We start from the raw sequence: 26,309 nt of genomic DNA, 5'->3' as shown, positions 1-26,309 counted from the left end.
ACTATATCACTCCTTCCACAGAGTCTATAATGTTTTCATATCCTTTAAAAAGTCTTTTTAAAAACATATACATAAATTTCTTTTCATCAACCTCATTTAAAATAATCGCATTAGCATGTTTTTTGTAGAAATTAAATGAGTCTACTATGGATTGCCCCATAGCTATTCCATCTTCCACAATTTCTACATATGATTCAAATCCTTTACATATACTTCTGTCTATAAAATATGCCACTGCTAGAGGGTCATTTATTACACAACCTATTATTCCTTCTTGCTCCCAATGAAAATCAATATAAAATCTAGTGATTTCAGTTATATATTTTGCCATTTTTTCATCAAGTCTATTTATAAACTCAATAATATTAGGAGTAAGTACAATTTTTCTAGTTACATCTAAACCTACCATGTGAATTTTTTTAGATAAATTCTTGTAAACATAATCTGCTCCATGTGGGTCTACCCAATAGTTAAATTCTGCTACTGGAGAACAATTTCCATGAATTTTAAAAGCTCCTCCCATAGATACAAATTCATCAAGATTTTCAAAGGCTTTTTTATCTTTCATAAGTGCTTTAGCTATGTTTGTAAGTGGTGCAAGTGCTATTATAGATACTTTTTCACGATTATGTAAAGTATTTATTATAAAATCTACTGCTCCATTTTTTGCTTTAACTTCTGTCACTTTTTGATAAAAATTTTCTCCTATACCATCTTCTCCATGTGTATCTTGAGCTGTTACAAGTGTTCTTTTTAGTGGTGCTTCTTCTCCTATATATACTGGAATATTTAGTGAAGAACACATTTGAAGTGTTTTTAGTGCATTTTCTGCACCTACATTTGCTGGTACGTTACCACAACATGTGGTAATTCCAATTACTTCTAGCTCTGGTGAGTTTAAAGCCAAAAGGATTGCCAAAGAATCATCAATTCCTGGGTCACAATCAATTATTACTTTTCTTTTTTCCATATTACTATCCTCCTTGATTTGTGGTCGAGGAGAACTACACATCTTTTTTCCACTTTCAAAAAGGTGTGTCTAAGGGTATTAATTATATACTGCCACTATATAATTCCTTAGTTTTTTATACTTGGAGTTCTCGAACAAGTACAGATGTTAAGTTTAGTTATGATTTTAAGTCATTTATTATAACCTGTCAATCAACTAAAACCTTTCAAACACCTGATTTACTAACTACAAAAACACTGTTTGTAGTTTAAAAGAATTTATTATATTTTTATGTGTCTCATTAAAGCATGCTTAAATAATAAACAAACTTTAATAAAATGTGGCACGTTTAAACCGATTACTATTATACAACAATATTATAAATATTACAATTAATACCTTTAATTAAATTTACATATAAAATTTATACTAAATTTAATTTTTATGTTGCAAATAAGCATCAAATGTTATATATTTTTAACAAGAAGTTAAAAATATATAACATTTACTAAAGGAGTTGTTAATAATGAAAAGTTTTAGGGAATTAAATAAACTAGGATTTTTAGGTTTCTTAGGTTTTTTAGGACTAGCTGGAATATATGCTGGTGAAATACGAACTATTAGTTTTTGTGCATTCTTTGTTTTTTTTAGATACTTTAATATTATGCCAGATGAATTATTTAGAGAAAACCTGAGAAAAGCAGCTGTGCCAGCATTTTTCTTTACACTTTCATCGCTATCAGTAGCTATGGTTTTATCCATCATCTCAGATAATATTTCTACTATTGAAAATGGTCTAGGAATAAGTTTTTCTATATCAATGATTAGCTTTGTTGCAGTTTTTGCATACTTACAGTATAAAGAAGGAAAAGGACTAGAGTAATTATGATTCGTTCAAGAACTAAAGAATATAGAGCAAAATATAATATGAAACAAGATGAACTGGCATCATTAGTAGGAGTAAGAAGAGAAACTATAGGAAATCTTGAAAATGGAAAATATAACCCTTCATTAAAATTAGCATTTGACATTGCTAACGTATTCAATGTAAGTATAGAAGAAGTTTTTGAATATATAAAGGATTAGTAACTATTCTCTTCTTAAAATTTTTGCTCTACTTTTCTTAAATAGATTAAAACTAATACAATTTGGTGATTATATGAAAAGAAAACTTTCAACACGCTTTTTTGGATATATTTGGTTTGTTCATATTCTTTTTAGTGGCTTTTATATTAAAAAATTAGTACTAGATACTATGATAGGAATAATAATTCAACCAGTTTTACAGTTGTAATATCCAGTTTTGCATATACACTTGTAAAATATATTAAAGCGAAGTATTATACATATATATTTTCAAATAAAATAATTTATTTTATTTACTGAATATTTTTATTTTTTAGGGGGATGTATTGTGTTTAAAGACAAAATTGATGAATGTGTTCATATAATGACTGCATACATTGTTAGTTTAAAAGAATACTATTCATTTATAGAAACTCAGATTGATGATTTTATTAAAAGATATGGAGAAGATATTGTAGAGTCTTGTCTTCATAGAATTATGATTTTATTATGTGAATGTGGTTTGGCATAAAATTTAATTCATCAAAAAGAATAAGAAGAATTTTATATAAATTCTTCTTATCTAAATATTTAATTTAATAAATATTTTAAATTACGCTTTTTCTTTTATAAATGCTCTTACTTTATCCATTGTTGACCACACATCACTATCATATATTTGTGTAAATTTTTCTCCTGTGCTCTTACTCATTTCTTCCATCTTGCTACAAGCACCTCCGCCAATAACATACAAATTTTCTGTTTTATATGGCTTATAATCTTTTATATCTGTTACTAAACAGCTTTCATCTTTTCTTTTATAATATAACCCTATTATTTCTGCTGAAACTCTATCATCTCCACTATAAACTATTGTATGTTTAATCTGCTTGATATCTCCACCATTTATATTATTATTTAATACGCCTTCTACGATTAACTTAGCCACACCCTCATATCCAAGTTTTTCTGCTTTCTCATAATCCTCTTTATTGTCACAAAAAAAACTTTCTATTAATATAGCAGTAGGTTTTGAACTATTTAGAATATACAATCCTTTATCTAATTTGGCTCCTCTATTTTTAAATACCATACCTAATTTATTACATATTCTAGTTGCATATTCTAAACCTTTATTACTATAATATAACACTTCTGAGCCTTTTCCTTGACCATCACTTGCATTTAAATGTAACTCTATAAGTAAATCATATTCTCCATTATTAACTTTAGGTATTTTATAAGACTTTTCCTCATTTTTAGAACTAAACTGTTTTTCAGGGCATATTATTACGCTTACTGTATGCCCTTTTTTCCTAAATATATCTGCTAATATTGGTGCCAATAATTTGTTATACTGATATTCATTAACTAATCCATCAGCAGAAGTACATGCACCATTTTTTAGAATACTGTGTCCTACTGTAATACATATTTTCATAACATTTTACTCCTTTAATTAAATTTTATCCATGTATATGTCCCATAATAATGAAAATCTAAATTTATATAAATCATTCATCTTCATAAAAAAAATAATTATCATTTTATTTTTTATAAAAATATCACAAATATTCTTAATATTCAATATATAATACATAAGTGGTAATCTAAAACGCATAACTAGACAAAAACATTTTTATTTTCATTTATTTTCATCTGATTTGATAAACTTTTATGTGATTCTACTATATAATCTCTATTGTCTATTTTTATTTAAAAATTCGTAAAATTATTAATTGATAATACTTTTTTTAACTATAACACTTTTTTATCATTTATATATTTTATAAATACTCTGTTTTAATTTTTTTATGTTAATATCTAATGATTACATTTTTTAGTATAACTTTAGTTATATCAAAAATATTTTAAAAATCTTAAATATATTCACACATTCTCATAAATTATGTTATAATGAGAATATTGCGATGACAGTTTTAGATTTTTGACAACTGGAGTGTAAAATCACTCCCTTTTCTTTTTACTAATTATGATAAATATTTAGTTAATACTAATATGCTATTATATAAAGTAAATATAAAAAATAAACTTTGTTATATGTACATTTTGCATTAATGCAAAAATGAATTTCATATATATTTCTCACAATAGGAGTGCTATGGCACTCTTTTTTGTTTTTTATAATTATGTGAAATATTCAGATACCATGTAATAAACCTTCATTTTTCAATTTTATATAAGAATCAATCATTAGATAAATACTATCTTTTTTATCTTAATATTATCCAAATCAGCACATAATAAATCCAATGTATCTTCTTAATATCACATAAGAAGATTCTAATCAATTTTAGTATCCTAAATTATTTTGCAAAACCAAATTAATTTGATTTAATAGTAATTCAATTAAAATGTGTAAGTACTGTACCAATATAGAAAGTATAGAAATCTAGATTGTTGACAAACTTAAAAATAAAACATACAATAACATTGTAAATTAAATTAACACTGTTAAGTTAAAGAGGTGATTATATGAGTGTCAAAGAAAGACGTAAAAAGGAAAAAATAGAAATGAAGAAAAAAATTATGGATGCTGCCATTGAAATTATCAATCAAGAAGGATATGAAAATTTATCAATTAGAAAAATTGCTACAAAAATAGAATATTCTCCAACTACTATTTATCTTTACTACAAAGATAAGGCACAGATTATTAATGATATGGCTAATGAACTTTATAATAAAATAGAAAATGATTCTATTACTGTTATGGATAAGTACTCCTCATTTTCAGTAGATAAACAAATCAGAGAAATTATGCTTACTTTTATCAAAATTCTTTCTAGCAATCCAGAAATGACAAAAGCCATAATGTATAGTGGAATGAATATTATATTTGCATCTCAAAATACTGCTAGTACTCCTGCTAATAATGGTATAGAGATGTTTGATAAACTTCTTGCTATTGGAATTAAGCAAAAAATATTTAAATCAAACATAGATAATGCTTCTTGGATGCTTATAAGTGCATTATTAGGTTTTGTTTTATGTGCTGTTGAAAATCACTTGTATTCTTTACATAACTTCCCACAATTTATAGACAATTTCGTGGATATTTTACTTGGAGGAATTTACAATGAGCATTCACATCAAAAATCTTAATAAGAAAAATAAATTTTTAAGAATTCTAAAAGTATTAATAGTTTTATTTTTTATATTTATATGTATTATTATTGTAGCTGTAGTTAATTTGAAACCAGAAAAATTAGTAGTACAAAATATAAATCCTACTAAAATAAAAAATGGTACTTATCTTGGAAATGCTGATAATGGTCTAGTAAAAGCTACTGTATCTGTCAAAGTTAACAATGGAGTAATAAAAGATATTCATATATTGAAACATGACACTCTTTTAGGTAAACCAGCTGAAAAGATTGTAAATAATATTATTAAGCAACAATCTTTAGAAGTGGATGCTATAACTTCTGCAACTTACAGCAGTGATACTATACGAAAAGCTATAGAAAATGCTTTACAAAAAGGAGAGTAAAATATGGATACTATTATTGTATATTCAAGTAAATATGGTTGTACAACAGACTGTGCAAATATATTAAAAAGTAAACTATCAAATAATGTGACTATTGTTGATATTAAGGATAAAAACAGTAAAATTGAATTATCAAAATTTGATACAGTTATTATTGGAAGTTCAATATATGTGGGTTCAGTTTCAAAAGAAATTCGTACATTCTGTAATGATAATATAGAGTCATTAAACCAAAAGAAAGTTGGAATTTTTCTTTGTTGCGCATTCTCTGAACAGACGGATAAATATCTATCAAGTAATTTCCCATCATCATTATTAAAGAGTGCAAAATCAATAAGTGTATTTGGTGGTGAAGCTAGATTAGAGAAAATGAAATTTTTTGATAAATTGATTATGAAGTCAGTTACAAAAAATGATTACAATGGTTTGAAAATATCACAGGATAATATAGATAATTTTTTAAGAAATTTTAATGACTAAAATAAGCTATACTCTTCGTTAACAACCCCATCTACCCCTACTTTATGGCAAAGAGCTCAAAAGTCATGGAATGTTTTACCATATATTTTTATATCAAAAGTTACATAACTTTCCCTTATATAACTTTTGATATAAAATATAATAAAGTATACAATATGTTTTCACATTTAAACTTGAACATTATAAAACAAAAACTATTATATTTACTACATTGGAGATGATACTTATGGGAAAAGTTAAAATCAGACTAGCAAAGGAAACAGATGCTGAAGAAATATTAGAAATATATACACCATATATCACTAATACAGCAATTACTTTTGAATATGATATACCAAATATTAGTGATTTTAAAAATAGAATAAAAACAATTTGTTCAAAATATCCATATCTAGTATGTTTAATTGATGAAAAAATTGTTGGATATACTTATGCTCATGAACATAATGAAAGAACTGCTTATCAATGGAATGCTGGATTATCAATTTATATTGATGAAAGGTTTGTAAGTTGTAAAATAGGCATAGCTCTTTATAATTCAATAATAGATATATTAAAATTACAAAATATTCAAAACTTATATGTTAGCATTGCATCACCTAATATTAAAAGCGAAAGACTTCACCAACACTTTGGTTTCAAACCATGTGGAATTTATCATAATACAGGATATAAGTTTGGTAGTTGGCATGATGTTATGTTATTTGAAAAATACATAGGTACTCATCCTATAAAACCAGACTACATAAAAACAATCAAACAAATTGATACGAAAGAAATCGACACTATTTTAAAAAAAAGCAGTCTTCTTGTCAAATTACTTTAAAATAAAAACTTTAAATAAACCAAAATAAAAATAAGAAAGTGACTTTAAAATAAGTATTTTAAAGTTACTTTCTTATTTTTTATTAAATTTTATAATAATAGTCATATTAACGTAAATACTATAAAAAGAGTTTAAATTTATTTATTTAGTAAAATTAAATCAAAATAGAAAAAATGGAAGGAGAATAATTGATGATAAAACTGATTGGTATATTAATAGTTGTGATTGGATTTATACTTAAAATTGATACATTATTTACTGTATTATTAGCAGGAATAGCAACAGGACTTGTAGCAGGATTAGATTTTAACCAAATCTTTACAACTCTAGGAGATTCTTTTGTCTCAAATAGAGGTGTGTCATTGTTTATACTAACATTACCTGTAATTGGTGTTTTAGAAAGATATGGATTAAAACAAAGAGCAGTTTCTCTAATAGAAAAATTACAAAGACTCACAACAGGAAAAGTACTGAGTATATATATGTTTGCTAGACAAATAGCTGGAGCCTTATCAATAAGAATGAGTGGACATCCTCAATTTGTAAGACCACTTGTTAACCCCATGGCACAAGCTGCTGGATTAAGCAATAGTGATGAATTAAAAGAATCAGACGAAGAAGCTATAAAAGCATTATCTGCTGCATCAGAAAACTATGGTAACTTCTATGGTCAAAACTTATTTGCAGGTAGCAGTGGAGTTTTACTTATAGCATCTACTCTTACTCAATTTGGATATAATGTAACTGGAATTGAGATTGTAAAAGCTAATATCATTATGGCCGTAATAGCATTTATAGCTGCCACAATCCAATTTACTCTATATGATAAAAAATTAAATAAAAGTCATAAGAGATAGATCTATTTAGGAGGTATAAAAGTGCAAAATTTTATAAACATATCATTAGAAATTTTTTATGCATTAATGGGGCTTTTAATGATTGTCATAGCATACAGGTCTTTTACTACAATAGACAATAATAAAAAATACGGTACATCATTATTTTGGATACTAATATCACTACCATTTATATTTGGAAGATTAATTCCAGCTAATATAATAGGAATCATACTAATATTATCTAGTTTATTAACACTTACTAAACAAGTCATATTTGCAAAATACGAAGAGCCAAATGAAAATTTTGGGAAAGAACAGGCAGACAAACTTAAAAATAAAATATTCATACCATCATTAATATTAGCTTTTGCAGCAGTAATTGTAGCTATGAGTCTTTCTAATTTCGATAATTCTTCACAGTTTGCAATAGGTGTAGGTTCAATAATTGCACTAATATCTGCTCTTATAATAACCAAATCAAAATCATCTACCTCAGTTCATGATGGTTCAAGATTATTGCAACAAATGGGACCAGCTAGCATGCTACCACAACTTTTGGTTGCATTAGGTGCTTTGTTTACTCAAGCTGGAGTTGGCGAAGTTATCTCAGGTATGATATCAGGAGTAGTTCCTACTGACAATAGATTATTTGGCGTTATAGCTTATGTATTGGGTATGGTTATATTTACTATGATAATGGGAAATGCATTTGCTGCATTTTCAGTCATAACGGCAGGAATTGGAATTCCTTTTGTATTGTCTCAAGGTGGAAATCCTGCTATAATTGGAGCATTAGCATTAACAGCAGGATATTGTGGAACTCTACTTACTCCAATGGCAGCCAATTTTAATATAGTTCCAGCAGCTTTACTTGAATGTAAAAATGATTATGTTGTTATAAAGTATCAAGCACCAGTTGCTTTAATATTAATTGTAGCACACATATTAGTAATGTATTTTTTAGGATTTTGATATAAATAGGAGGTAAAATAATGAAAGTTTTATTAACAGGGTTTGACCCATTTGGTGGAGAACCAATTAATCCCGCTCAAGAAGCTGTCGAAAGGGTCAAAGATAATATAAATGGCTCAGAAATTATAAAAATAACTATACCAACAGTTATGACAAAATCTGTTGAAGCAATAGATAAAGCTATTCAAAAACACAACCCTGATATAGTAATATCAGTCGGACAAGCAGGAGGTAGATTTGATATTACACCTGAGAGAGTTGCTATAAATGTAGATGATTTTAGAATAAAAGATAATGAAGGAAATCAGGTTATAGACACGGTTATAAAAGAAGATGGTCAACCTGCATATTTTTCAAAATTACCTGTAAAAGCTATGGTAAAACATATGAATGAAAATAAAATTCCAGCTAGTGTTTCAAATACTGCAGGTACATTTGTTTGCAATCATGTAATGTATGGAATTCTTTACATGATAGATAAAAAATATCCTAATATAAAAGGAGGCTTCATACACATACCATACATGACTTCTCAAATAATAGATAAAAAGAATACACCATTTATGTCTTTAGAAGAAATAGTTAAAGGTTTGGAATTAGCCATAGAAGCTTGTGTAATCTACAAAGATGATATAAAAGAAATTGGTGGTGAAATTTCATAAAAAATATCTAAAATAAATTTTTTAAATTATAAATGAAAATAGACATTTTTTTAAATATAGACTGTAAGTATATTTGTTTAAATTCAAATTTACCTACAGTCTTTTACAATATGTACAATCTTCAAATGTAAAATTAAATTCTATTCTGTTCTCCCCACTCACACATTGCATCTAAAATCTTAATCAAAGACTTCCCTCTCTTTGATAAACTGTATTCTACTTTAGGTGGTATTTGAGGATATTCAGTACGAATAATCAAATCATCTGCTTCTAATTCCTTTAAAGATAAACTCAGAGTCTTATAAGAAATAGTCTTTATATAACGTTTTAGTTCATTATATCTAACAACTTTAAATTCAGCAAGGCAATAGAGAATTACCATCTTGTATTTTCCATTAATCAGTGAAAGTGTATAACTAAACCCTGTTTCACTTAAATCTGCTTGTGAGATACAATCCATATCCATGTGCTACACTCTCCTTTAGGTTAGTATTGAACAAAAATGTGCGTACTTGTCTTTTAGCTAATTTATAATAAAATTATAGTGTAAGAACAATTAAAAGTCAATTTGCTATAATACATATAAATTCTACTTAATACTAGTACTTTAGCATATTGTCAAATTTTAATTTATTTACTCTTTAATTCAAGTTATAAAAAACTTCTAACATAATGTAGTTTCATATCACTGATAAATTTAGTAATAGGAGGTGTTTTAAATGTAAATCTAAGAACAAATGGAATATACCTGTACTTATAGATTCATAGAAAACCTATTTTAGAAAAAGCAAATACCCTTGAATATCGATTAAATAAATTTTACTGGAGGAATTTCTAATGAAAGTTTTATTAATAAATGGTAGCCCAAACCAATACGGGTGTACTTATACAGCATTAAATGAAGTTGCTAAAACATTAAATAAGCACGACATTGAAACCGAAATATTATATTTAGGTAAAAAACCAATACCAGGTTGTATTGCTTGCTCATCATGCTTTCAAACCGGCAAATGTACTTGGAATGATAAGGTCAATGAGTTAGCGAAAGAACTAGATAATATTGATGGTATTATTGTTGGTTCACCTGTATATTTTTCCGGTGCAAGTGGACAACTAACTTCATTTCTTGACCGCTTATTTTTTTCAGCTGGAAGTAAAATGGCAAAGAAACTTGGTGCATCAGTTGTATCATGTCGACGTGGTGGAGCAACTGCAACATTTGACCAACTGAATAAATATTTCTCAATCAGTAATATGCCTATTGTATCATCACAATACTGGAATCAGGTTCATGGTTTTACCCCAGAGGATGTTATGAAAGATAAAGAGGGCTTACAAACTATGAGAACTTTAGGTGAAAACATGGCATGGCTTCTTAAGTGTATTTCAGCTGGGCAAAAAACAGGAGTCAAAGACCCTCAATATGAAGAAAAAATTATGACTAATTTTATACAATAAATAATTTGGTTTTATTAATGGTTAATTTAAAATTAAAGTGATACTTAATAAATGGAATAGCGCATAGAAAGCAGTATAATACCTAAATAGTGGTTTTGATTCTATTTATATCAAAACCACTATTTTATTATTTAATCTGTTTAAAACGATTAATTTCTGACATGCTCAGTTATACCCTTCCATTTTCTTTTATAAAAATAGATTAACCCAATAATAGCTGGGAGTATTGGTGATAAAGATTGAGCAAAATAAACGCCTATAAATCCATATTCTAAAATAGTTCCTAGTGTATAACTAAGGGATAGTCTAATAACTACAGAATCTAACAATGCATTAAACATAGCTAGACTAGTAAAACCTATACCAGTTACAAATGAATCATAAATATGCATTACTGCATAAATCAAACTGTTAATTAAACAATAAATTCTAAGATACACAATTCCCTCTCTAATAACTGCTTGATTTTTAGACCCCCAAAATACAACTATTGGTTCTGCAAATATTTGTACAAAAACAATGGAAATAAATGTTACAACCAAGCTTAATAATGACAGCTTGACCAACTGCCCAACATAGCATCCCTGCAAAAGTATTTATCTTCAATCCAATTCCAGATACTGCTGAGACAGCAACTCCATAATTATTTAACATGCCAGTCATTAATAAGTAGAATATATTGACCATAGACATTTGTATGAAATATAGAAAGTTATTAATAACCATACTTATCAATGTCTTCTATATTCTTAGATTTTTATCAAATACACTCCTAAAATATACAATATATATATATGTATTGGATAGTATAAATAAAACAAATATTTCATACTCTTACCTTTTTCTCCATTATAAAGCAACATAAAAGGAAGTGACGCAATCATCATCCATTGGTAATTTTCTAGAAGAGATTTTTTCAAGCTATAATCTCCTCCTGCTATGGCTACAAATATAAATATACACATCAAAAAATAACAAATACTTAAACTAAACTTCTTTCCTCTACATAAATAAAAAATAATCCCCAGTGCAATCAAAATTGGTCCCCCTTCTACCAAAAATGGTACTGGTACAAAAATCATAATAAACATAAGTACTTTATCCGCTGAGCTAAAAAGTAAAGTTAATATAACGATTCCTAAAATTATAGGAACACTTATCATCAAAAGCCCTCTCACAAGATACTTTTTTTCTTTTTCTGTTCTAAATTTCTTTATAAATTCTATAGCCTGTAAATAAATTACTACCAAAAATAATGTTGCAAAAATATTATTCATAATAATTGAACCTTCTGGATTTTGGAAAGCAGTATTAATTATTTGATTCCCTATTGCCATAATGATAGCCCCTACATATAATCTAGCAATATACTTTTTTTTGTTGCTTGTATGACAAAACCCTTCTACTACCATAAACGTAAACAATGGTGCTGATATTCTACCTAACCAATGAAACCAAACTGGTATATGCATTGTTTGTGGCATAAAAGCTGCTATATGGTCAAATGTCATAAATACCAGTGCTAATATTTTAATAGTAAATCCATTGAAACCTTTTTTAAGAAAATCCATATCATATCTCCTACTTCTGATTTATTTTTATGACGACTTCTGTTCCTATTCCTATTTCACTATTCACATAAATACTACCTTTATGAATCTCTATTATCTCTTTAGAAATAGCCATTCCAAGACCAGAGCCTTTATGTAATTCACCTGTATTAGTACCTCTATAATATTTTTCAAAAATATGCTTTAAATCATTTTTACTTATTCCTACTCCACTATCTTTTATTATAATTTCTATAGTATCTTTTTTTACTATTTCTATTTTTATCAGAGTTTCTTCTTTATTATGCACTATTGAATTAAATATAAGATTTGTTATAGCTCTTCTAAATAAAATTGAATCTACATATACTTCAATTAAATCTTCATAACTTACAAACTCAATATTTCTATTTTTATATCTATTGTCATTTAGAATATCTATTATTATATTTCTAACCAAACTAACTAAATTTATTTTCTTCTTGTTCAAAACTAAGCTATTATTTTTTAATCGAGTTGATAAATTTAAATCATCAACCAAATTTTTTATATACTTGGACTTATTGTATATAATCTCTGTATATTCTCGTAATTCCTCTTCCACAAATTCATAATCTTTATCATTGATTATCTCTGCATATCCTTGTATAGAAGCCAGTGGTGTATTTATATCATGTGTTATATTAGCTAACCATTCCTCTCGCATCTCTTCATTTTCTTTTCTCTCTGCTTCGTTTACCCTCAATGTATCAGCCAACATATTGATATTTTCAAAAACTTCTTCATATATTCCCCTGTTTTTAAGATATAAACTATAATTTCCGTTAGCCATAGTTTCAATACTCCATATTACATTGGATATTGGCTTTGTAAGTTTTCTACTAAATAAGTATCCTATGCTTAAAGCTACCATCCCATCAATTACCAATGTCAAAGTGATAATTTTATTTAAAATTGCTTTAGCATTATCTTGAGAATAAGTTAAAATTATTCTCGATACATCTCTACTAGGCATACCTATTATTATATTTAGATGTTTGTTGCCTAAATATTTTTCTAAAACAAAATTAGTATACTCTGTTTCTATATATTTGTAGTTATTAACCATTTGAAAAGGAGTATATTTTTTTGGAGTATTCGTTGGCACATTTACTCCATACAATTCTTCTCCTGAGTCATTTAAAACTTGTACCCAAGAATGTGATTTTTTTAATTTGTCAATGCCAGCTTTTGATAACTTGAACTCTCCATTTTTTTCATATAGATCTTTTTCAAAAGAACGAGCAAACTCTTCAGGACTGTTTTTAGAACCTACAACATTAAAAAAATTATTAGTCGAAATCACATATAAAATAGACGCAATATTTATAATAACCACTGATATAACTACAAATACGATTGTAAACATAAAGTTTCTAGTAATCTTCCACTTCATATTCTAATCTTCCTTTACTGCTAATTTATATCCAAGTCCTTTTATCGTAAGGATATATTCTGGCTTTGAAGGATTATCTTCTAATTTTTCTCTAATCTTTCTAATATGAACCATTATAGTATTATCAAATCCAATATAATCTTCACCCCATACTTTATCCCATAACTTTTCTTTACTTATAATTTGATTTTGATTGTGTGCAAATAAAGACAATATTTTTAATTCTTTTGCAGATAATGCAATAGACTTACCATCTTTTATGAGTTCTGCTCTACTTTCATTTAATTTATATGGACCAAATGATATAATCTTTTCTTTATTATCTGAGTTTATGCTTTCATTTTGTTCTTCATTAAAATAATTTAGTCTTCTTAGATGAGCTTTTGCCCTAAAAGCGACCTCTTTAGGACTAAAAGGCTTTGTAACATAGTCATCACCTCCAATTGCTAGTCCAAGTAATTTATCTAACTCTTCCGTCTTAGCTGATAAAAATATGATTGGCACATTAGAGTTTTTTCTTATTTCTTTACAAATATCGTACCCTTCACCATCTGGCAACATAATGTCCAGAATGATTAAGTTGGGATTATATTTTTTAAATACTTCCAATCCTTCCTTTCTTGTTTTTGCAGTATACACATTGTTAAGACCTTCTTTCTTAAATACAGTTTCTAAGAGTTTTAAAATTTCTACCTCATCATCTATTACTAAAATGCTATTTTCCATAAATAACCTCCTATGATAATTTATCTATATATTAACATATATCTTCTCTAAGCTTCATTTATATTATTTTAAATCAAGTCAATATATAAACAAAATCATTGTTCTTTTTTATTTTTAATTAAAACCTTTTACTTGATGTAAAATTTTTATATGTTATTTTAGTTAATATTATTATCAATATGATTGAGATTAATATAGATAAACCTATTAAAGTATTTGGTACATTATACTTAACAATTTGTTGACTCATCATAATCCAGTTTGGAGTAATAGAAACAAATTTTATAGCATTATCTGGTATAAAGCCTGTAATAAAGTATGGAACAGCCATAATTAAGCCTCCTAATATGAAAGGCATTACAGCTGATTTAAATATTGAAGAAAGTGCTAGTCCTATTTGTGCAAATATGAAAGAACCAAAAATGACTGATACTATAACAATCAAGTACATTTGTATTATGGTAAGATTTAAATTACTATTACTAAAATACCATAAGTTCTTAATTGGTTCATTCAAATTTTTAAATTCAAAAAAACTAAATCCTCTAATCCCAACCAATAATACAAAAGAAATGTTAATCATGGACAAAGTCAATCCATTAGCTATTATTTTTGATACTACTACTGACTTTTTCCCATTTTTAGTTGTATTTATTAGACTTGTCATATTAGAATCATATTCTTTTGTATAGTTTCCAGAAGTTATTATAAACATTATCAACCCTATTAAAGGTATAGAACCCTCTATCTTATAAAATATATCTGAATATGTGTCAAAAACATTAAATTTTCTAATCAATACAAACCCAAATAATAGTAAAAATATCCAAAGCATCCAAACACTTTTTAATTTTAAGGCTTTTATTATTTCTGCTTTAACTAAATTTATCATATCTGTTATATCTCCTTTGCATCTTCTAAATCAAAGTAAAGCATATATACATCCTCAAATTTTGCTTGAACTAGTTGTACATTAGCTTCAGTTGGAGTATTTTCTGACACAACTCTAATTACTATTGAATTAACATCACTTTGAATACTTATAACTTTATATTTAGATTGAATCTCATCAATATCACACTCATCTTCAACTTGAATATTATAAACTTTATCTTGCATATGATTTAATATTTCTTTATGTGTTCCTTTCATAAGAAGTTTACCATTTTTAATCATTATTGTTTCTTTTGCAACTGATTCTATATCTGAAATTATATGAGTAGAAAGAATTATTATCTTATCCCTTGATATTTTTGCTATTAGATTTCTAAACCTCGCTCTTTCTTGTGGGTCAAGTCCTGCTGTTGGTTCATCAAGTACTATTATTTTAGGATTGTTTAATAAAACTTGTGCTATGCCAACTCTTCTTTTCATACCTCCAGAGAATTTTCCTATAACCTTATTTCTGACATCGTAAAGACCTACTAACTCTAACAATTCATCTATCCTACAATTTAAATTTCTGCCTTTTAGACCTTTCAACGCTCCTATATATTGTAAAAATTGTCTAGCTGTAAAGTTTTTATATACTCCAAATTCTTGTGGTAAATATCCTAAAATATTTCTATAATCATCATCCATATTAAATATATCCTTACCATTGTAAAATATTTGCCCACTCTCAGGTTTTATTAGTGTGGTTATTTGTTTCATTAGAGTGGATTTTCCTGCTCCATTTGGTCCTAAAAGACCATAAACTCCATTTTCTAATGTAACTGTAATTTTATCATTTACTACTTTTTTTCCATATATCTTTGAAATATTTTTAACTTCTAATTTATTCATTTTAATTCCCCTTTTATCTATTTATATACTTTGACTTTATTACTGAGAAACACAAAGTCATTATACCTAAAAATATTACTACTAAAAGTCCTATTGATAGATTGACAATATCTATATTCATTTTAAATATTCTAATATCACCTAAATAATTTCCTATTATTTTATTAAATCCAAATATTAAATCATAGTAATTTACCGTTGAAATAATCGAAAGCAATCCTTTAGGTAATATGTGAACTACTGACATCACTTTAGCTACAGCTATACTTAAAATAAGAAAACCTACTGATGATATTGAAGATTTGCTAATAAAAGAACCTAACATAGCTATCATTGCCCATCCTTCAAACATTAAAATATCTATAGCTATATTTGATATTACATAATTGGTTATATTTGAATTTGCTTTTAATGTAGCTATATTGTCTACTATCCTAAACGATTCTAAGTCACCATTAATCGGTAATCCTTGTTGTATGCAGGTCATAATAAATATCCAGATTAAATAAACAAAATAAATTACTAATGGTATAAATATAGCAATAACTATTTTAGATTTTAATGCCTTTTCCTTCTCTTTTGATGATAGTATAATATCTTTTACTGAAGAAGTTACTTCATCTGTATAAAGATTTGATACAGTTATGATTATGACAATCAACATCCCTATATTTATAAGTGAATTTGTGGCTCTATAATTAAATACCTTCCAAAAGTCAACATTTTTATATTCATCAACATTTAGATTATCAAGTTTTTCTTTTGACATGGATTTAATCTTTTTAGAAAATTTATCACTATATGTTTGATTTGAAAGTTGTTTTAAAATATCAAGTTTTTTTTGAAATTTATCATTAGCTATATCTGTTCTATTACTTGTATATTCTATATGACCTTTTTTCTCATCAATATAATAATCTTCTGTTTCTAAAACAGGTTTAACAAATATACTGATTAATAATATGAATATTAATATCCCTAAAGATATCAACATGCTCTTAGATTTAATCAATTTCTTTATTTCCCAACTTATCAATATACATTTCCTCCTAAGTCTTTTTAATTGATTTTTATTTATATACATAATAAAACTTAAATCTTATATCAATATAATTCTAACCTTAAATAAAACTTAAATTATGTGTTTAGTTTTATTCGCTACTTATTTTTATTGTAATTTTTTAGTTTACATTTTTTATAATAAACTTGCTATACTTTTATTAATAGGATTAAATCTAAGATAAGTTGGTGATTGTATGAAAAGTATAGATATTTATACAAAATTAAAAATAATCTTCTTAACATCTATGGCTATGTTTATTATTGGAGCAGCATTTATCTTTTTTATAGAAAATTATATAGTATCAATTATTTTTGTACTTGTTGGTATTTTTATTGATTGGAAATTTTATCGTTGCCCAAATTGTAATCATTATTTAGATTCAAGAATGGAACTTGTAAAGAATAGTACTTATTGCCCATATTGCGGAAAAATTATCAAATAGTGACTTAAATTGCATTTTATATTTAAAAGGAATTTTTTAATATAAAAACTTTATTATTAATAATCAAGATATTACATATAAATAATATAGTTTAACCAAATTTAATTGCATTGTTTTATTTATTTTTATAAAAGAACATATATATGTGTTATAGATATGCTCTTATCTTTTTTGTTGTCTCTTAAAATTTTTTATCATAACAAAAAAGATATAAAGAGTTATCTACAAGCTCTTTATATCTTTTAAATATCTATAAGTAAATCAATTAGTTTTTATATCCGTTTTAAAATATCTATCTTAAAGTTCTTACTAACAATAAATTTTATTTTTTATATTATTGTTAATTTTAATATTCTAGCATTTCACTTTATTTATTCTTACATTCATTTTAATAATATATCCTGAATACTTTTTTAGTTTATCCTCTACTTTGAATCTAATTAATTCAAATATATAAACCTTTAATTCAATCTATTCATGTAAACCTTATCAGTTTATTGTCAGAGTTTATTCTTCAAAAAATAAATATAATTTTATAATATTTTTTAATCTAAAACAAGCATGTTGAATAATAAATCATATTCTAGTATTATTAACTTGTAGAATAAAAGCTAAATTGGTAAAACTAGAAAAATTTAGTAATAAAGTTATAGTGATAAGTACTAAAAAATGCTTTGTAAGTTATGTTAGCAAATTAGCACATATATAATTTTTTTATTTTTACTAAAGTTTTTAGGGGGATGGATAATATGTTTATTGGAGAAATAGACAGATGTACACATATATTGACTGCTTATATAAGTAGTTCATATGATTATTGTAATTTTATAGATACACAATTAGATGATTTTATATCAGAATATGGAGAAACTGTAGTTGAATCTTGTTTATATCAAGTTTTATTGTTAGTAAGTAGATATAATTAAAATTAAGTTTCATTTTCTAGAAAAACCTTTTTAGATTTTCTACCTTAAATAACTATATAATTTTTTATACTTTTCAAGTAACTATAACTTATTTTAAAGTAAAGATGTATTGGGAGTACATCTTTACTTTTTCACTATATAATTTAAAAGTATATACTATAAAATAAAACAACTATACAAATTACATCCTTTATATTCTCTTGAAACACAAGAATCATTCTATACACATATTCTACAATTTCATCAAATATGAATCTAAGTTTTTACTACTCCAAATTTTATCTATCTATAACGCAAATCATATTTATAAAATATCCCCCTATTGTACTTAAATCATATATAAAGTAACATCAATATTTAGAATATTCAATATCAATTGCGTAACTGGTCAATAAAAATGTATAACTAGACAAATTTCCATATTTATATAAAAAATTCAAGAAAAATAATCATTTTATTTAGATATATTTTTTATTTTTTTATTTAATTTATATTAAAAAATATCACTAATAAAGATTTTAATTAGTGATTTTCAAAGTATTAATCACAGAAAATTATATACCTGTAAATTAACTTTAGCATTTCTAATTTATAAAATAAAAGCCCAGCAAAATCTTTACTGGGCTTTTATTTTATAAATTGAGTTTATTATTTTCACCCCATTTACACATTTCTTCTAAAATAGGCATTAATGACAATCCCCTTTTGGAAAGTGAATATTCAACTTTAGGAGGAATTTGAGGATATTCTTTGCGTATGATAATACCATCTCGTTCCAATTCTTTTAACTGATTATTGAGAATCTTATCAGTTATTGAACCAATACATCTTTTAAGTTCTCCATAACGTAATACATCATACTCGACTAACCAAAACATTATAATCATCTTCCATTTTCCTCCAATAATTGAAAGAGTATATCCAAATGGTGTAGAAGTTATATTAGTTAAATCAGATGTATTATAGTTTTTCATACTCATTTAATCACCATCCTATAATAAAGATACTATCCTAAATGTTAGTACCTTACTTAAAAGTAAATACTTGTTTAAATATAAGATAGCACATATACTTATATAAATAAAAGTTACAAATTATGAGGAGATGACTTTCATGAAAAAATGTAAAATAGAAGTAATAAAAACAACATTCCATAAAGATTTAGCAGATGAGTATGGATGTAAAGGTATTGGAAAATGCCCTATGCATAAAGTAGGAGAAGTATTTTTTGGAGATTTTGCTAAACCTGAAAAATTATGTGACGAAGCATGGAAAGCAATGTATCAATATGTATTTGCTTTGTCTCATGGTAGTGAAAAATTTTACTATGGAGATTGGATAGATAAAGAAGGAGTGGCTATATGCTCCTGTAATGATGGAATTCGTCCTGTCATTTTTAAAATTGAGAGAACTGATGAAGAATCTAAAATGGAATATAAACCCATAAGATAGATAATAGTCTTAAACTAATTTTACTAATCATATTTTAAATGCATTATTCCAATTTATTCCTTAAAATTTAATGCTTATAGTGAAATATAGTACTAAAATTAAATTAATGAAATACAATAAAAGGAAATTGTATATTGTACAATTTATGTCATAAAAAAGATTCATTTAAATCGATTTTAAAAACTGTTAAGTAATGTACCTAATATTTTTTTAATCCACTTATAAAGAGAATACTCCTACCAATAGATGTCTCTAACATGATTATAATATATGATAAATCTTGTTCATTTTGTCATATATTATAATCTTATTAATTCCTAATATATTTTTTGTAATACAAAATTCCCTAATGTAAGAATCCTTTGAAATTTCACTTTTATATAATTTTATTATTTTATTCTCTCCATAATCATAAATTTTAGATGTATTTCCTTTACCAATACATTCGTATTGTTTCATTATTTTCATCCTCTCAAATTCAATAATATTTATTATTATTTAATAGTATTTATAACTCAGATTTGATATAATACATAGGGTAAAATTTTAATTAATAAACCCTATATATTTACTTATATATTAAAGCTAACAAATTTAAAACTAAGGAGAGCTATATGTTAAAAGCAATAAAAGGAAATATAATTTTTACAAAGACTTCAGATACTTTCACAGTATTTGAAAATAGCTACATTATACTAAACAAAGGCAAAGTAAAAGGTGTCTTTAAAGATATACCTAAAGAATATAAAAACTCAGAAATCATAGACTATACTGATAAACTTATAATACCTGGTATGAACGACCTTCATTGCCATGCACCTCAGTTTAGAAATTTAGGCATGGCTATGGACAAGGAACTTATACCATGGCTTGAAACTTATACATTCCCAGAAGAATCAAAGTATATAGATATAGAATATGCTACAAAGATGTATAAAAAATTTGTAAAAGAAGTATGGAAATCAGGTACTACTAGAATAGCTGTATTTGCAACAGTACATAAAGAAGCATCTATGAAACTTATGGATATTTTTAAAGAAGCTGGTCTTGGAGCATATGTTGGTAAAGTAAATATGAACATGAATTGTCCTGACACTCTACTAGAAAATACTGAGGATTCTATCAACGATACAGAAGAAATAATAAACAAATACAGTGACATAAATTCTATTGTAAAACCAATTATAACTCCTAGATTTATACCTAGTTGTACAAGTAATCTCTTAAGGGAATTAGGAGATTTATGTTTAAAGTATAATGTTCCTATACAATCACATTTATCTGAAAACCATGATGAAATTGAATGGGTTAAAAGTTTAGAACCTGAATCTAAATTTTACGGAGATGCCTACAATAGATACAATTTATTTGGTCAAACACCTACATTAATGGCTCATTGTATTCACTGCTCTCAAGAAGAAATAGATTTAATGAAAGAAAATGAGGTTATGGCTGTTCATTGTCCTGCTTCTAATTTTAATGTTGGTAGTGGAGCCATGCCTATTAGAAAATTACTTGATAATAATATTAAACTAGCTCTTGGTTCAGATATAAGTGGTGGTCATACATTGTCAATATTTAAAGCAATAGTATCTGCAATCCAGCTATCTAAATTATACTGGGTAAATTCTAATAAGAAATGTAATTTCCTATCGTTATCTGAGGCTTTTTATATTGCAACTAAAAGTGGAGGAAGTTTTTTTGGAAAAGTTGGTAGCTTTGAAGAAAATTATGATTTTGATGCATTAATTATTGATGATTCAGATTTAAATCATGACAGTTACTCTATACTTGAAAGACTTGAAAGATTTATCTATGTTGGTGATGACAGAAATATTATTCATAGATATGTATGTGGAAAATTAATTGAGGAACCTTCTGTAGAATTATAATAAAAAATTTTATTGTACATACCTTACTTAATTCATATACTCAATATTCATATACTCAATAAAAAGAGTATGTACTAAAATCCATGAAATCATAGATTAAAACATACTCTTTTAGATTATCTTTGATTTATTTCTAGTTGTATTTAATTTTAATAATTATATTGTGTTTTTTCATAGTCAGTTTTCTTTCTAAACTTTAATTTGTACACATTACTCTTAGTCCTTAAATAAGAATGCTACAATTTTTATGAAGTTTAACTAAATTACTCTTTGTAATACCCTTCTAAGCTTTAATTTTAGTTTTATTGTATGCTTTGCATACAATAACTATTAAGCCTATACCTATAATCACCAAAGCTATTCTACTTATTACAAATCTCTGTGGAATATCAAATGCAAGATTACCCATCGTGTCTGCAACTTTACTCTCTAGTATAGAGTTCACTAGATTTTTACCAGATATAATAGATAGTGTACCAGAATTTGTTATAAGAAATATTATTGGAATAAAAATATATAGAAAGTTTCCATTTATATTACCAATAAACATGCCCATACCTGATATAAATAACACAGATGGTATTAAAATTAGAATTATAGGTTTTATAAATTGACTAAAATCATTAAATTGAAATAATCTATTGTAAAAAATAAAACTTATTGCAATTACAACTGCAACTGTTAGAAGATACGCAACTGCTATTGTAACACTTTTTAAGCAAAAATATGTTGTAGGTTTTATCTTAGTGCTCATAGTAATTGTCCTTACAGCTTCTTCTCTCTTTGAAAAGATGTACGTGCAAAACACAAGAACTATAACTAGTAAAAATGGATTTACATCAAGTAAAAAACCAGAATAACTCCACTCTGAAAATGGTGCTGTGTCGTTTAAACCATAGATTGTCTTTGTCTTAAGGACATGGTAGGAGAACCATCCTGTTATTAATATTAAAACCAAATATACCTTAGAGAATAACAATCTCTTCATTTCATATTTTATTATTTTTAAATTATTCAAAATTCAATTCCTCCCCTGTAAGATTACAAGCCTTTAAGAAATCATCATATTTTAATATATTGTACTTATATTTGTTATATAAGTCTTTAAGAATAGCTTCAAACTTATCTTGTCCTAAAATCTCTTCTGCCTTCAAAATTTGTAATGGCATTTTGTTATATAGAAGTCTCATAGAATTAGGTGATAAAATATTGAATACATAATTTTCAGGCAATTTTTCCAAATACTGCGGATTATTCATATAGAAATTTCTCTTAAGCTTATCATTTTCTTCTTTCCAATTATCTATAGTTTTTTTACTATACTCTTTTCTATACTCGTATTCCATGAACTTATTAGTTGCATAATTTGTTATTCCTTCTGGTGACCAAGGAGGTGTCATTTGGTCAACTTGTACTATAATCCCCCACCACTGGTGGCATATTTCATGAGCCAAAACTTCAGATCCATTTTCTCCCTCTCCTATGTGAGTATCAAATACATCTGGGTTGAAAATACTTTCATCCATATAACTTATATTCTCATGTGCTTTTCCTCCAGTTACCTGTCCTGATGAGGCTCCTCCTTCTACTAGCTTAAGCGGAATAACTTTATAACGTTCTAGTTCTCCATATTGTTTTGTATAGAAATTGATAGAATCTTTTATAATTTTCTCTGCATTCATTTTATTTATTTTATCTCCATGCTTTCTATTATAGTAAAATTGCACATCAATCCCACCTGCTTTTATATCTTTTTTTACATAGTCTGCAGCTATTATAGTCAACATTATTCCTCTTGTGCTAAATTTCCATGTACATTCATTATCCTTTTTATCACCTTTTACCTTTTCTGTACTGATTCCACTTACTACAGGTGTTATTCCAGTAGGTAGAGTTATATTACCATTAATCATCGATTCCATTGTATTCATAGCATCAACTTTAGGTTTTGGAAATATTGAACCTTTACTACGTAACTCAACCTTATCTTTACTTATTGTATCTCCTGCAAGAATAGTTTCAAATAGTTGATTGTTTATTAATTTCCCTCCATACTCAATTTCAATTTTAAGATTTTTTTCTTTAGGTATATTCAAACTAAGTCTTCCTTCTGCTTGTTTCTTCTTAGAAATATCATATTTAGCCTTCTTACCATTTATCTTAATATCTTTAATATCGTATCCAGGATTTAAATCAAATTCCAAGTTTTGATTTTCTCCACTAGTATTTTCCATAGTGTATTGTATTTTGCCATCTAATCTTGCCTTTTTAGGATTTATTTTTATATCAAGATCTGAATCAAGTAATTTTATATTCTTATTTAGCTTTTCATCAGCACCAGTAGACATAACAGCACCTGAGCCAGACTTCTTATCTGATACCTTTTCCATTTTAGGTGGAGGAGTATCATCATAATATGGTTCAAATGCATATACACTATAAGAACCTGCAATTAATACTATAGTTAAAATTGATAGTAATACCTTTTTCATATTAATTAGTATAGATGAAAAAACATTTTTTTCATATTTTCTTGTGCATATCACACCTAATAAATACGTTGATATTGATATAAAACTCCAAAGTAGTCTATTCCAACATAAAGCTTTTAATTGCAAAGTATTCCCAAAGCTATCAGAATAAATAGTAACTTTTGTCTGTACCCAATCAATAAGATAACTATCTTTTATATTTATAGATAAAAATACTAGAACAAGGAGTATAATCATACTTAAATCAATACGTCTTGTTATAGAATAAAATCCTGCTGAAAGTAAAATACCAAATAATAAGGCTGGTAACATTAAAACTAAATAGTTTATAAGATAAGTACTTAAACTAAAATTATCACCCATCTTAATGATAGAATATGGAAAACATATAATCATCGAAATTATTACAGATACTATAGTTGATACAAGAATAGAAATCACTCTAGCTAAATTTAAACTTTTAGCATCCATAATAGTTTCTATGATACCATTGGTTTTGTTTCTATAAATACTATCCATCTCATATATTGTAAACATTGAGAATAAAACTGTACCTATTAAAGCCCCTAACTTTGCTGGATTAAGTAAAACAGGTATACTCAAGCTAAGTGATTGTCCTGAACTACCTTGGGGCAATAATCCAGGATTTTCATACATTATTATTGATAGACCTGGTATCAGTGCTATTACTACTATGAAAGTCCATGTAATCTTTGAGCTAAAAAGCCTCTTTATCTCATCTTTGATAAATTTAATTGATTGCATTACTTTATCTCCTCCTCAGATATTAAAAACATATACGCATCCTCTAATGATGGCTCTACAGGTATCGCAAATTCTGGAAGCTTATGACTTACAATACGATATGAAGTCCCTGTTGTAGTAAGAATACTTGATGTAACTTTAAATTTGCTTGTTTTATTGCTATGTATTTTTCCATTTTTATCTTCATAAACTCCAACATGTCTCTCCGCTTTTTTAATTAACTCTTCAGAACTTCCATCAAATAGAACATTTCCTTTATTTATTACTATCAATCTATTACATACAGACTGAACATCTTCTATAATATGTGTGGACAATATTACAATCTTATCTCTTGAGTTTTTTGAAAATAAATTACGGAAGTTTATTCTCTCCTCAGGGTCTAGTCCGACTGTAGGTTCATCTAGTATTAATAACTCTGGATTTCCCATTATTGCTTGAGCTATTCCAACTCTCTGTTTTTGACCACCTGATAGGGTCTTAATCTTTGAATTTCTCTTTTCTAATAAATTAGTTTGACTAATAACTTCTTCTATTATCTTTTTTGTGTTCTTATTAATACCTCTTAAAACTGACATGTACTCAAGAAATTGATACACTGTCAACTCATCATACAAACCAAATTCTTGTGGTAAATATCCTAATTTACTTTTTAAATCTGTTTCATTCTGTTTAAGGGGTTTACCATTTACTAAAATCTGACCTGAAGTTTGAAGTATTCTTGAAGTCAAAAGTTTCATTAAAGTACTCTTACCTGCTCCATTAGGACCAAGTAAGCCTATCAAATTTGGACTTTCAAGACTTATATTTATATCTTTTAGTGCTTCCTTCCCTGCTCTATAAATCATATTTAAATTTTTAACATCAATTTTCATGTTTCACTCACCTTTCACGTTTTTTAGTTTCTTATTACATTTTTTATTATATAAATGAAGTATGTAGTTAATATGTTCTTATCTTGTTTTTTATATGGTAGCTAAATACTTTTTAAATACATTCTTATACTCAAAATAACC

Annotated in this window: 30 protein-coding genes and 1 riboswitch; of the genes, 15 read left to right on the top strand and 15 right to left on the bottom strand. The window is 26.4% G+C overall.

Features of this window, described 5'->3' with window-relative positions; genetic code table 11:
* Nucleotide 1 precedes the first annotated feature (1 nt).
* On the bottom strand, nucleotides 2–970 hold the full coding sequence (locus tag IR151_RS03715; protein ID WP_227433174.1) for a nucleoside hydrolase: 969 nt from the start codon (nucleotides 968–970) through the stop codon (nucleotides 2–4).
* A 101-nt stretch (nucleotides 971–1,071) separates the two neighbouring features.
* Nucleotides 1,072–1,115: riboswitch (PreQ1 riboswitch) on the bottom strand.
* Nucleotides 1,116–1,475: 360 nt separating this feature from the next.
* Here IR151_RS03715 and IR151_RS03710 point away from each other — a divergent pair.
* The 3 genes from IR151_RS03710 (at nucleotide 1,476) to IR151_RS03700 (ending at nucleotide 2,546) form a co-directional block, all read left to right on the top strand.
* The gene (locus tag IR151_RS03710; protein ID WP_227433173.1) at nucleotides 1,476–1,832 is read left to right on the top strand and encodes a DUF3796 domain-containing protein; all 357 of its coding nucleotides are present in this window, start codon (nucleotides 1,476–1,478) and stop codon (nucleotides 1,830–1,832) included.
* Between the two features lie 2 nt (nucleotides 1,833–1,834).
* A complete protein-coding gene (locus IR151_RS03705; RefSeq protein WP_227433172.1) occupies nucleotides 1,835–2,035 on the top strand; it encodes a helix-turn-helix transcriptional regulator in 201 nt (66 codons plus the stop codon).
* A 328-nt stretch (nucleotides 2,036–2,363) separates the two neighbouring features.
* Nucleotides 2,364–2,546, top strand: coding sequence for a hypothetical protein (locus IR151_RS03700; protein WP_227433171.1), 183 nt, complete (start codon nucleotides 2,364–2,366; stop codon nucleotides 2,544–2,546).
* An 81-nt stretch (nucleotides 2,547–2,627) separates the two neighbouring features.
* Here the strand turns inward: IR151_RS03700 and IR151_RS03695 are convergent, their stop codons facing one another.
* A complete protein-coding gene (locus tag IR151_RS03695) occupies nucleotides 2,628–3,455 on the bottom strand; it encodes an N-acetylmuramoyl-L-alanine amidase (RefSeq protein WP_227433170.1) in 828 nt (275 codons plus the stop codon).
* A 1,055-nt stretch (nucleotides 3,456–4,510) separates the two neighbouring features.
* Here IR151_RS03695 and IR151_RS03690 point away from each other — a divergent pair.
* From IR151_RS03690 to pcp, 7 genes are all read left to right on the top strand, one after another.
* Nucleotides 4,511–5,140 carry a TetR/AcrR family transcriptional regulator gene (locus IR151_RS03690; RefSeq protein ID WP_227433169.1) on the top strand — a complete coding sequence of 210 codons (630 nt, stop codon included), beginning with the start codon at nucleotides 4,511–4,513 and terminating at the stop codon, nucleotides 5,138–5,140.
* Nucleotides 5,115–5,528, top strand: a complete 414-nt coding sequence (locus IR151_RS03685) for an FMN-binding protein (protein ID WP_227433168.1) — start codon at nucleotides 5,115–5,117, stop codon at nucleotides 5,526–5,528. Before IR151_RS03690 ends, IR151_RS03685 begins: the two co-directional genes overlap by 26 nt.
* Before the next feature lie 3 nt (nucleotides 5,529–5,531).
* Nucleotides 5,532–6,008: a flavodoxin domain-containing protein gene (locus IR151_RS03680; protein WP_227433167.1), complete on the top strand. Its 477-nt coding sequence runs from the start codon at nucleotides 5,532–5,534 to the stop codon at nucleotides 6,006–6,008.
* A gap of 226 nt (nucleotides 6,009–6,234) precedes the next feature.
* Nucleotides 6,235–6,834: a GNAT family N-acetyltransferase gene (locus IR151_RS03675; RefSeq protein ID WP_227433166.1), complete on the top strand. Its 600-nt coding sequence runs from the start codon at nucleotides 6,235–6,237 to the stop codon at nucleotides 6,832–6,834.
* Between the two features lie 191 nt (nucleotides 6,835–7,025).
* Complete coding sequence (locus IR151_RS03670) at nucleotides 7,026–7,691, top strand: DUF969 domain-containing protein (protein WP_227433165.1); 666 nt, start codon at nucleotides 7,026–7,028, stop codon at nucleotides 7,689–7,691.
* 21 nt (nucleotides 7,692–7,712) lie between these two features.
* Nucleotides 7,713–8,645, top strand: coding sequence for a DUF979 domain-containing protein (locus tag IR151_RS03665; RefSeq protein ID WP_227433164.1), 933 nt, complete (start codon nucleotides 7,713–7,715; stop codon nucleotides 8,643–8,645).
* Between the two features lie 20 nt (nucleotides 8,646–8,665).
* Nucleotides 8,666–9,307, top strand: coding sequence for a pyroglutamyl-peptidase I (gene pcp, locus IR151_RS03660; RefSeq protein ID WP_227433163.1), 642 nt, complete (start codon nucleotides 8,666–8,668; stop codon nucleotides 9,305–9,307).
* A 133-nt stretch (nucleotides 9,308–9,440) separates the two neighbouring features.
* Here the strand turns inward: pcp and IR151_RS03655 are convergent, their stop codons facing one another.
* Nucleotides 9,441–9,773, bottom strand: a complete 333-nt coding sequence (locus tag IR151_RS03655) for a winged helix-turn-helix transcriptional regulator (protein WP_227433162.1) — start codon at nucleotides 9,771–9,773, stop codon at nucleotides 9,441–9,443.
* A gap of 371 nt (nucleotides 9,774–10,144) precedes the next feature.
* On the opposite strand from IR151_RS03655, the gene IR151_RS03650 reads away from it, so the two are divergent.
* A complete protein-coding gene (locus IR151_RS03650; RefSeq protein ID WP_227433161.1) occupies nucleotides 10,145–10,765 on the top strand; it encodes a flavodoxin family protein in 621 nt (206 codons plus the stop codon).
* Between the two features lie 149 nt (nucleotides 10,766–10,914).
* Here the strand turns inward: IR151_RS03650 and IR151_RS03645 are convergent, their stop codons facing one another.
* From IR151_RS03645 to IR151_RS03615, 7 genes are all read right to left on the bottom strand, one after another.
* On the bottom strand, nucleotides 10,915–11,331 hold the full coding sequence (locus IR151_RS03645; protein WP_227433160.1) for a hypothetical protein: 417 nt from the start codon (nucleotides 11,329–11,331) through the stop codon (nucleotides 10,915–10,917).
* A 183-nt stretch (nucleotides 11,332–11,514) separates the two neighbouring features.
* Complete coding sequence (locus IR151_RS03640) at nucleotides 11,515–12,336, bottom strand: TraX family protein (RefSeq protein WP_227433159.1); 822 nt, start codon at nucleotides 12,334–12,336, stop codon at nucleotides 11,515–11,517.
* A 10-nt stretch (nucleotides 12,337–12,346) separates the two neighbouring features.
* Nucleotides 12,347–13,750 carry a sensor histidine kinase gene (locus tag IR151_RS03635; protein ID WP_227433158.1) on the bottom strand — a complete coding sequence of 468 codons (1,404 nt, stop codon included), beginning with the start codon at nucleotides 13,748–13,750 and terminating at the stop codon, nucleotides 12,347–12,349.
* Nucleotides 13,751–13,753: 3 nt separating this feature from the next.
* Nucleotides 13,754–14,476, bottom strand: a complete 723-nt coding sequence (locus tag IR151_RS03630) for a response regulator transcription factor (RefSeq protein ID WP_227433156.1) — start codon at nucleotides 14,474–14,476, stop codon at nucleotides 13,754–13,756.
* 118 nt (nucleotides 14,477–14,594) lie between these two features.
* On the bottom strand, nucleotides 14,595–15,368 hold the full coding sequence (locus IR151_RS03625; RefSeq protein WP_227433154.1) for an ABC transporter permease: 774 nt from the start codon (nucleotides 15,366–15,368) through the stop codon (nucleotides 14,595–14,597).
* A gap of 5 nt (nucleotides 15,369–15,373) precedes the next feature.
* Nucleotides 15,374–16,261 (bottom strand): ABC transporter ATP-binding protein, encoded by an 888-nt coding sequence (locus IR151_RS03620; RefSeq protein ID WP_227433152.1) that lies wholly within the window; start codon nucleotides 16,259–16,261, stop codon nucleotides 15,374–15,376.
* Between the two features lie 13 nt (nucleotides 16,262–16,274).
* On the bottom strand, nucleotides 16,275–17,297 hold the full coding sequence (locus IR151_RS03615) for a hypothetical protein (RefSeq protein ID WP_227433150.1): 1,023 nt from the start codon (nucleotides 17,295–17,297) through the stop codon (nucleotides 16,275–16,277).
* A 220-nt stretch (nucleotides 17,298–17,517) separates the two neighbouring features.
* Here IR151_RS03615 and IR151_RS03610 point away from each other — a divergent pair, with 220 nt between their 5' ends.
* Both IR151_RS03610 and IR151_RS03605 read left to right on the top strand, forming a co-directional pair.
* On the top strand, nucleotides 17,518–17,766 hold the full coding sequence (locus IR151_RS03610) for a hypothetical protein (RefSeq protein WP_227433149.1): 249 nt from the start codon (nucleotides 17,518–17,520) through the stop codon (nucleotides 17,764–17,766).
* Nucleotides 17,767–18,515: 749 nt separating this feature from the next.
* Complete coding sequence (locus IR151_RS03605) at nucleotides 18,516–18,692, top strand: hypothetical protein (protein ID WP_227433148.1); 177 nt, start codon at nucleotides 18,516–18,518, stop codon at nucleotides 18,690–18,692.
* Between the two features lie 632 nt (nucleotides 18,693–19,324).
* Here the strand turns inward: IR151_RS03605 and IR151_RS03600 are convergent.
* Complete coding sequence (locus tag IR151_RS03600; RefSeq protein WP_227433313.1) at nucleotides 19,325–19,666, bottom strand: winged helix-turn-helix transcriptional regulator; 342 nt, start codon at nucleotides 19,664–19,666, stop codon at nucleotides 19,325–19,327.
* 139 nt (nucleotides 19,667–19,805) lie between these two features.
* Here IR151_RS03600 and IR151_RS03595 point away from each other — a divergent pair, with 139 nt between their 5' ends.
* The gene (locus IR151_RS03595) at nucleotides 19,806–20,144 is read left to right on the top strand and encodes a TIGR04076 family protein (RefSeq protein ID WP_227433146.1); all 339 of its coding nucleotides are present in this window, start codon (nucleotides 19,806–19,808) and stop codon (nucleotides 20,142–20,144) included.
* Between the two features lie 261 nt (nucleotides 20,145–20,405).
* Here the strand turns inward: IR151_RS03595 and IR151_RS03590 are convergent, their stop codons facing one another.
* Nucleotides 20,406–20,603, bottom strand: coding sequence for a hypothetical protein (locus IR151_RS03590; protein WP_227433145.1), 198 nt, complete (start codon nucleotides 20,601–20,603; stop codon nucleotides 20,406–20,408).
* Nucleotides 20,604–20,758: 155 nt separating this feature from the next.
* On the opposite strand from IR151_RS03590, the gene IR151_RS03585 reads away from it, so the two are divergent.
* Nucleotides 20,759–22,036 (top strand): amidohydrolase family protein, encoded by a 1,278-nt coding sequence (locus IR151_RS03585; protein WP_227433141.1) that lies wholly within the window; start codon nucleotides 20,759–20,761, stop codon nucleotides 22,034–22,036.
* 283 nt (nucleotides 22,037–22,319) lie between these two features.
* Here IR151_RS03585 and IR151_RS03580 read toward each other — a convergent pair whose 3' ends face one another.
* From IR151_RS03580 to IR151_RS03570, 3 genes are read right to left on the bottom strand one after another with little or no spacing between them, the layout of a single operon-like run.
* Nucleotides 22,320–23,054, bottom strand: a complete 735-nt coding sequence (locus tag IR151_RS03580) for a hypothetical protein (RefSeq protein WP_227433139.1) — start codon at nucleotides 23,052–23,054, stop codon at nucleotides 22,320–22,322.
* Complete coding sequence (locus IR151_RS03575; RefSeq protein WP_227433138.1) at nucleotides 23,047–25,293, bottom strand: M1 family aminopeptidase; 2,247 nt, start codon at nucleotides 25,291–25,293, stop codon at nucleotides 23,047–23,049. The genes IR151_RS03580 and IR151_RS03575 overlap by 8 nt, the downstream gene beginning before the upstream one ends.
* Nucleotides 25,293–26,168: an ATP-binding cassette domain-containing protein gene (locus IR151_RS03570; RefSeq protein WP_227433135.1), complete on the bottom strand. Its 876-nt coding sequence runs from the start codon at nucleotides 26,166–26,168 to the stop codon at nucleotides 25,293–25,295. Before IR151_RS03570 ends, IR151_RS03575 begins: the two co-directional genes overlap by 1 nt.
* Between the last annotated feature and the right edge of the window lie 141 nt (nucleotides 26,169–26,309).

The sequence above is a fragment of the Clostridioides sp. ES-S-0006-03 genome, from assembly GCF_020662275.1.
Lineage (GTDB): Bacteria > Bacillota > Clostridia > Peptostreptococcales > Peptostreptococcaceae > Clostridioides.
Note: the sequence above shows the minus strand (reverse complement) of the source record. Positions and strands in the feature narration are given on the sequence as shown.

Coding starts and splice junctions, on each gene's coding strand:
- IR151_RS03715 (WP_227433174.1), bottom strand. CDS start 970: ATGGAAAAAAGAAAAGTAATAATTGATTGTGACCCAGGAATTGATGAT.
- IR151_RS03710 (WP_227433173.1), top strand. CDS start 1,476: ATGAAAAGTTTTAGGGAATTAAATAAACTAGGATTTTTAGGTTTCTTA.
- IR151_RS03705 (WP_227433172.1), top strand. CDS start 1,835: ATGATTCGTTCAAGAACTAAAGAATATAGAGCAAAATATAATATGAAA.
- IR151_RS03695 (WP_227433170.1), bottom strand. CDS start 3,455: ATGAAAATATGTATTACAGTAGGACACAGTATTCTAAAAAATGGTGCA.
- IR151_RS03690 (WP_227433169.1), top strand. CDS start 4,511: ATGAGTGTCAAAGAAAGACGTAAAAAGGAAAAAATAGAAATGAAGAAA.
- IR151_RS03685 (WP_227433168.1), top strand. CDS start 5,115: ATGAGCATTCACATCAAAAATCTTAATAAGAAAAATAAATTTTTAAGA.
- IR151_RS03680 (WP_227433167.1), top strand. CDS start 5,532: ATGGATACTATTATTGTATATTCAAGTAAATATGGTTGTACAACAGAC.
- IR151_RS03675 (WP_227433166.1), top strand. CDS start 6,235: ATGGGAAAAGTTAAAATCAGACTAGCAAAGGAAACAGATGCTGAAGAA.
- IR151_RS03670 (WP_227433165.1), top strand. CDS start 7,026: ATGATAAAACTGATTGGTATATTAATAGTTGTGATTGGATTTATACTT.
- pcp (WP_227433163.1), top strand. CDS start 8,666: ATGAAAGTTTTATTAACAGGGTTTGACCCATTTGGTGGAGAACCAATT.
- IR151_RS03655 (WP_227433162.1), bottom strand. CDS start 9,773: ATGGATATGGATTGTATCTCACAAGCAGATTTAAGTGAAACAGGGTTT.
- IR151_RS03650 (WP_227433161.1), top strand. CDS start 10,145: ATGAAAGTTTTATTAATAAATGGTAGCCCAAACCAATACGGGTGTACT.
- IR151_RS03640 (WP_227433159.1), bottom strand. CDS start 12,336: ATGGATTTTCTTAAAAAAGGTTTCAATGGATTTACTATTAAAATATTA.
- IR151_RS03635 (WP_227433158.1), bottom strand. CDS start 13,750: ATGAAGTGGAAGATTACTAGAAACTTTATGTTTACAATCGTATTTGTA.
- IR151_RS03630 (WP_227433156.1), bottom strand. CDS start 14,476: ATGGAAAATAGCATTTTAGTAATAGATGATGAGGTAGAAATTTTAAAA.
- IR151_RS03625 (WP_227433154.1), bottom strand. CDS start 15,368: ATGATAAATTTAGTTAAAGCAGAAATAATAAAAGCCTTAAAATTAAAA.
- IR151_RS03620 (WP_227433152.1), bottom strand. CDS start 16,261: ATGAATAAATTAGAAGTTAAAAATATTTCAAAGATATATGGAAAAAAA.
- IR151_RS03610 (WP_227433149.1), top strand. CDS start 17,518: ATGAAAAGTATAGATATTTATACAAAATTAAAAATAATCTTCTTAACA.
- IR151_RS03605 (WP_227433148.1), top strand. CDS start 18,516: ATGTTTATTGGAGAAATAGACAGATGTACACATATATTGACTGCTTAT.
- IR151_RS03600 (WP_227433313.1), bottom strand. CDS start 19,666: ATGAAAAACTATAATACATCTGATTTAACTAATATAACTTCTACACCA.
- IR151_RS03595 (WP_227433146.1), top strand. CDS start 19,806: ATGAAAAAATGTAAAATAGAAGTAATAAAAACAACATTCCATAAAGAT.
- IR151_RS03590 (WP_227433145.1), bottom strand. CDS start 20,603: ATGAAACAATACGAATGTATTGGTAAAGGAAATACATCTAAAATTTAT.
- IR151_RS03585 (WP_227433141.1), top strand. CDS start 20,759: ATGTTAAAAGCAATAAAAGGAAATATAATTTTTACAAAGACTTCAGAT.
- IR151_RS03575 (WP_227433138.1), bottom strand. CDS start 25,293: ATGCAATCAATTAAATTTATCAAAGATGAGATAAAGAGGCTTTTTAGC.
- IR151_RS03570 (WP_227433135.1), bottom strand. CDS start 26,168: ATGAAAATTGATGTTAAAAATTTAAATATGATTTATAGAGCAGGGAAG.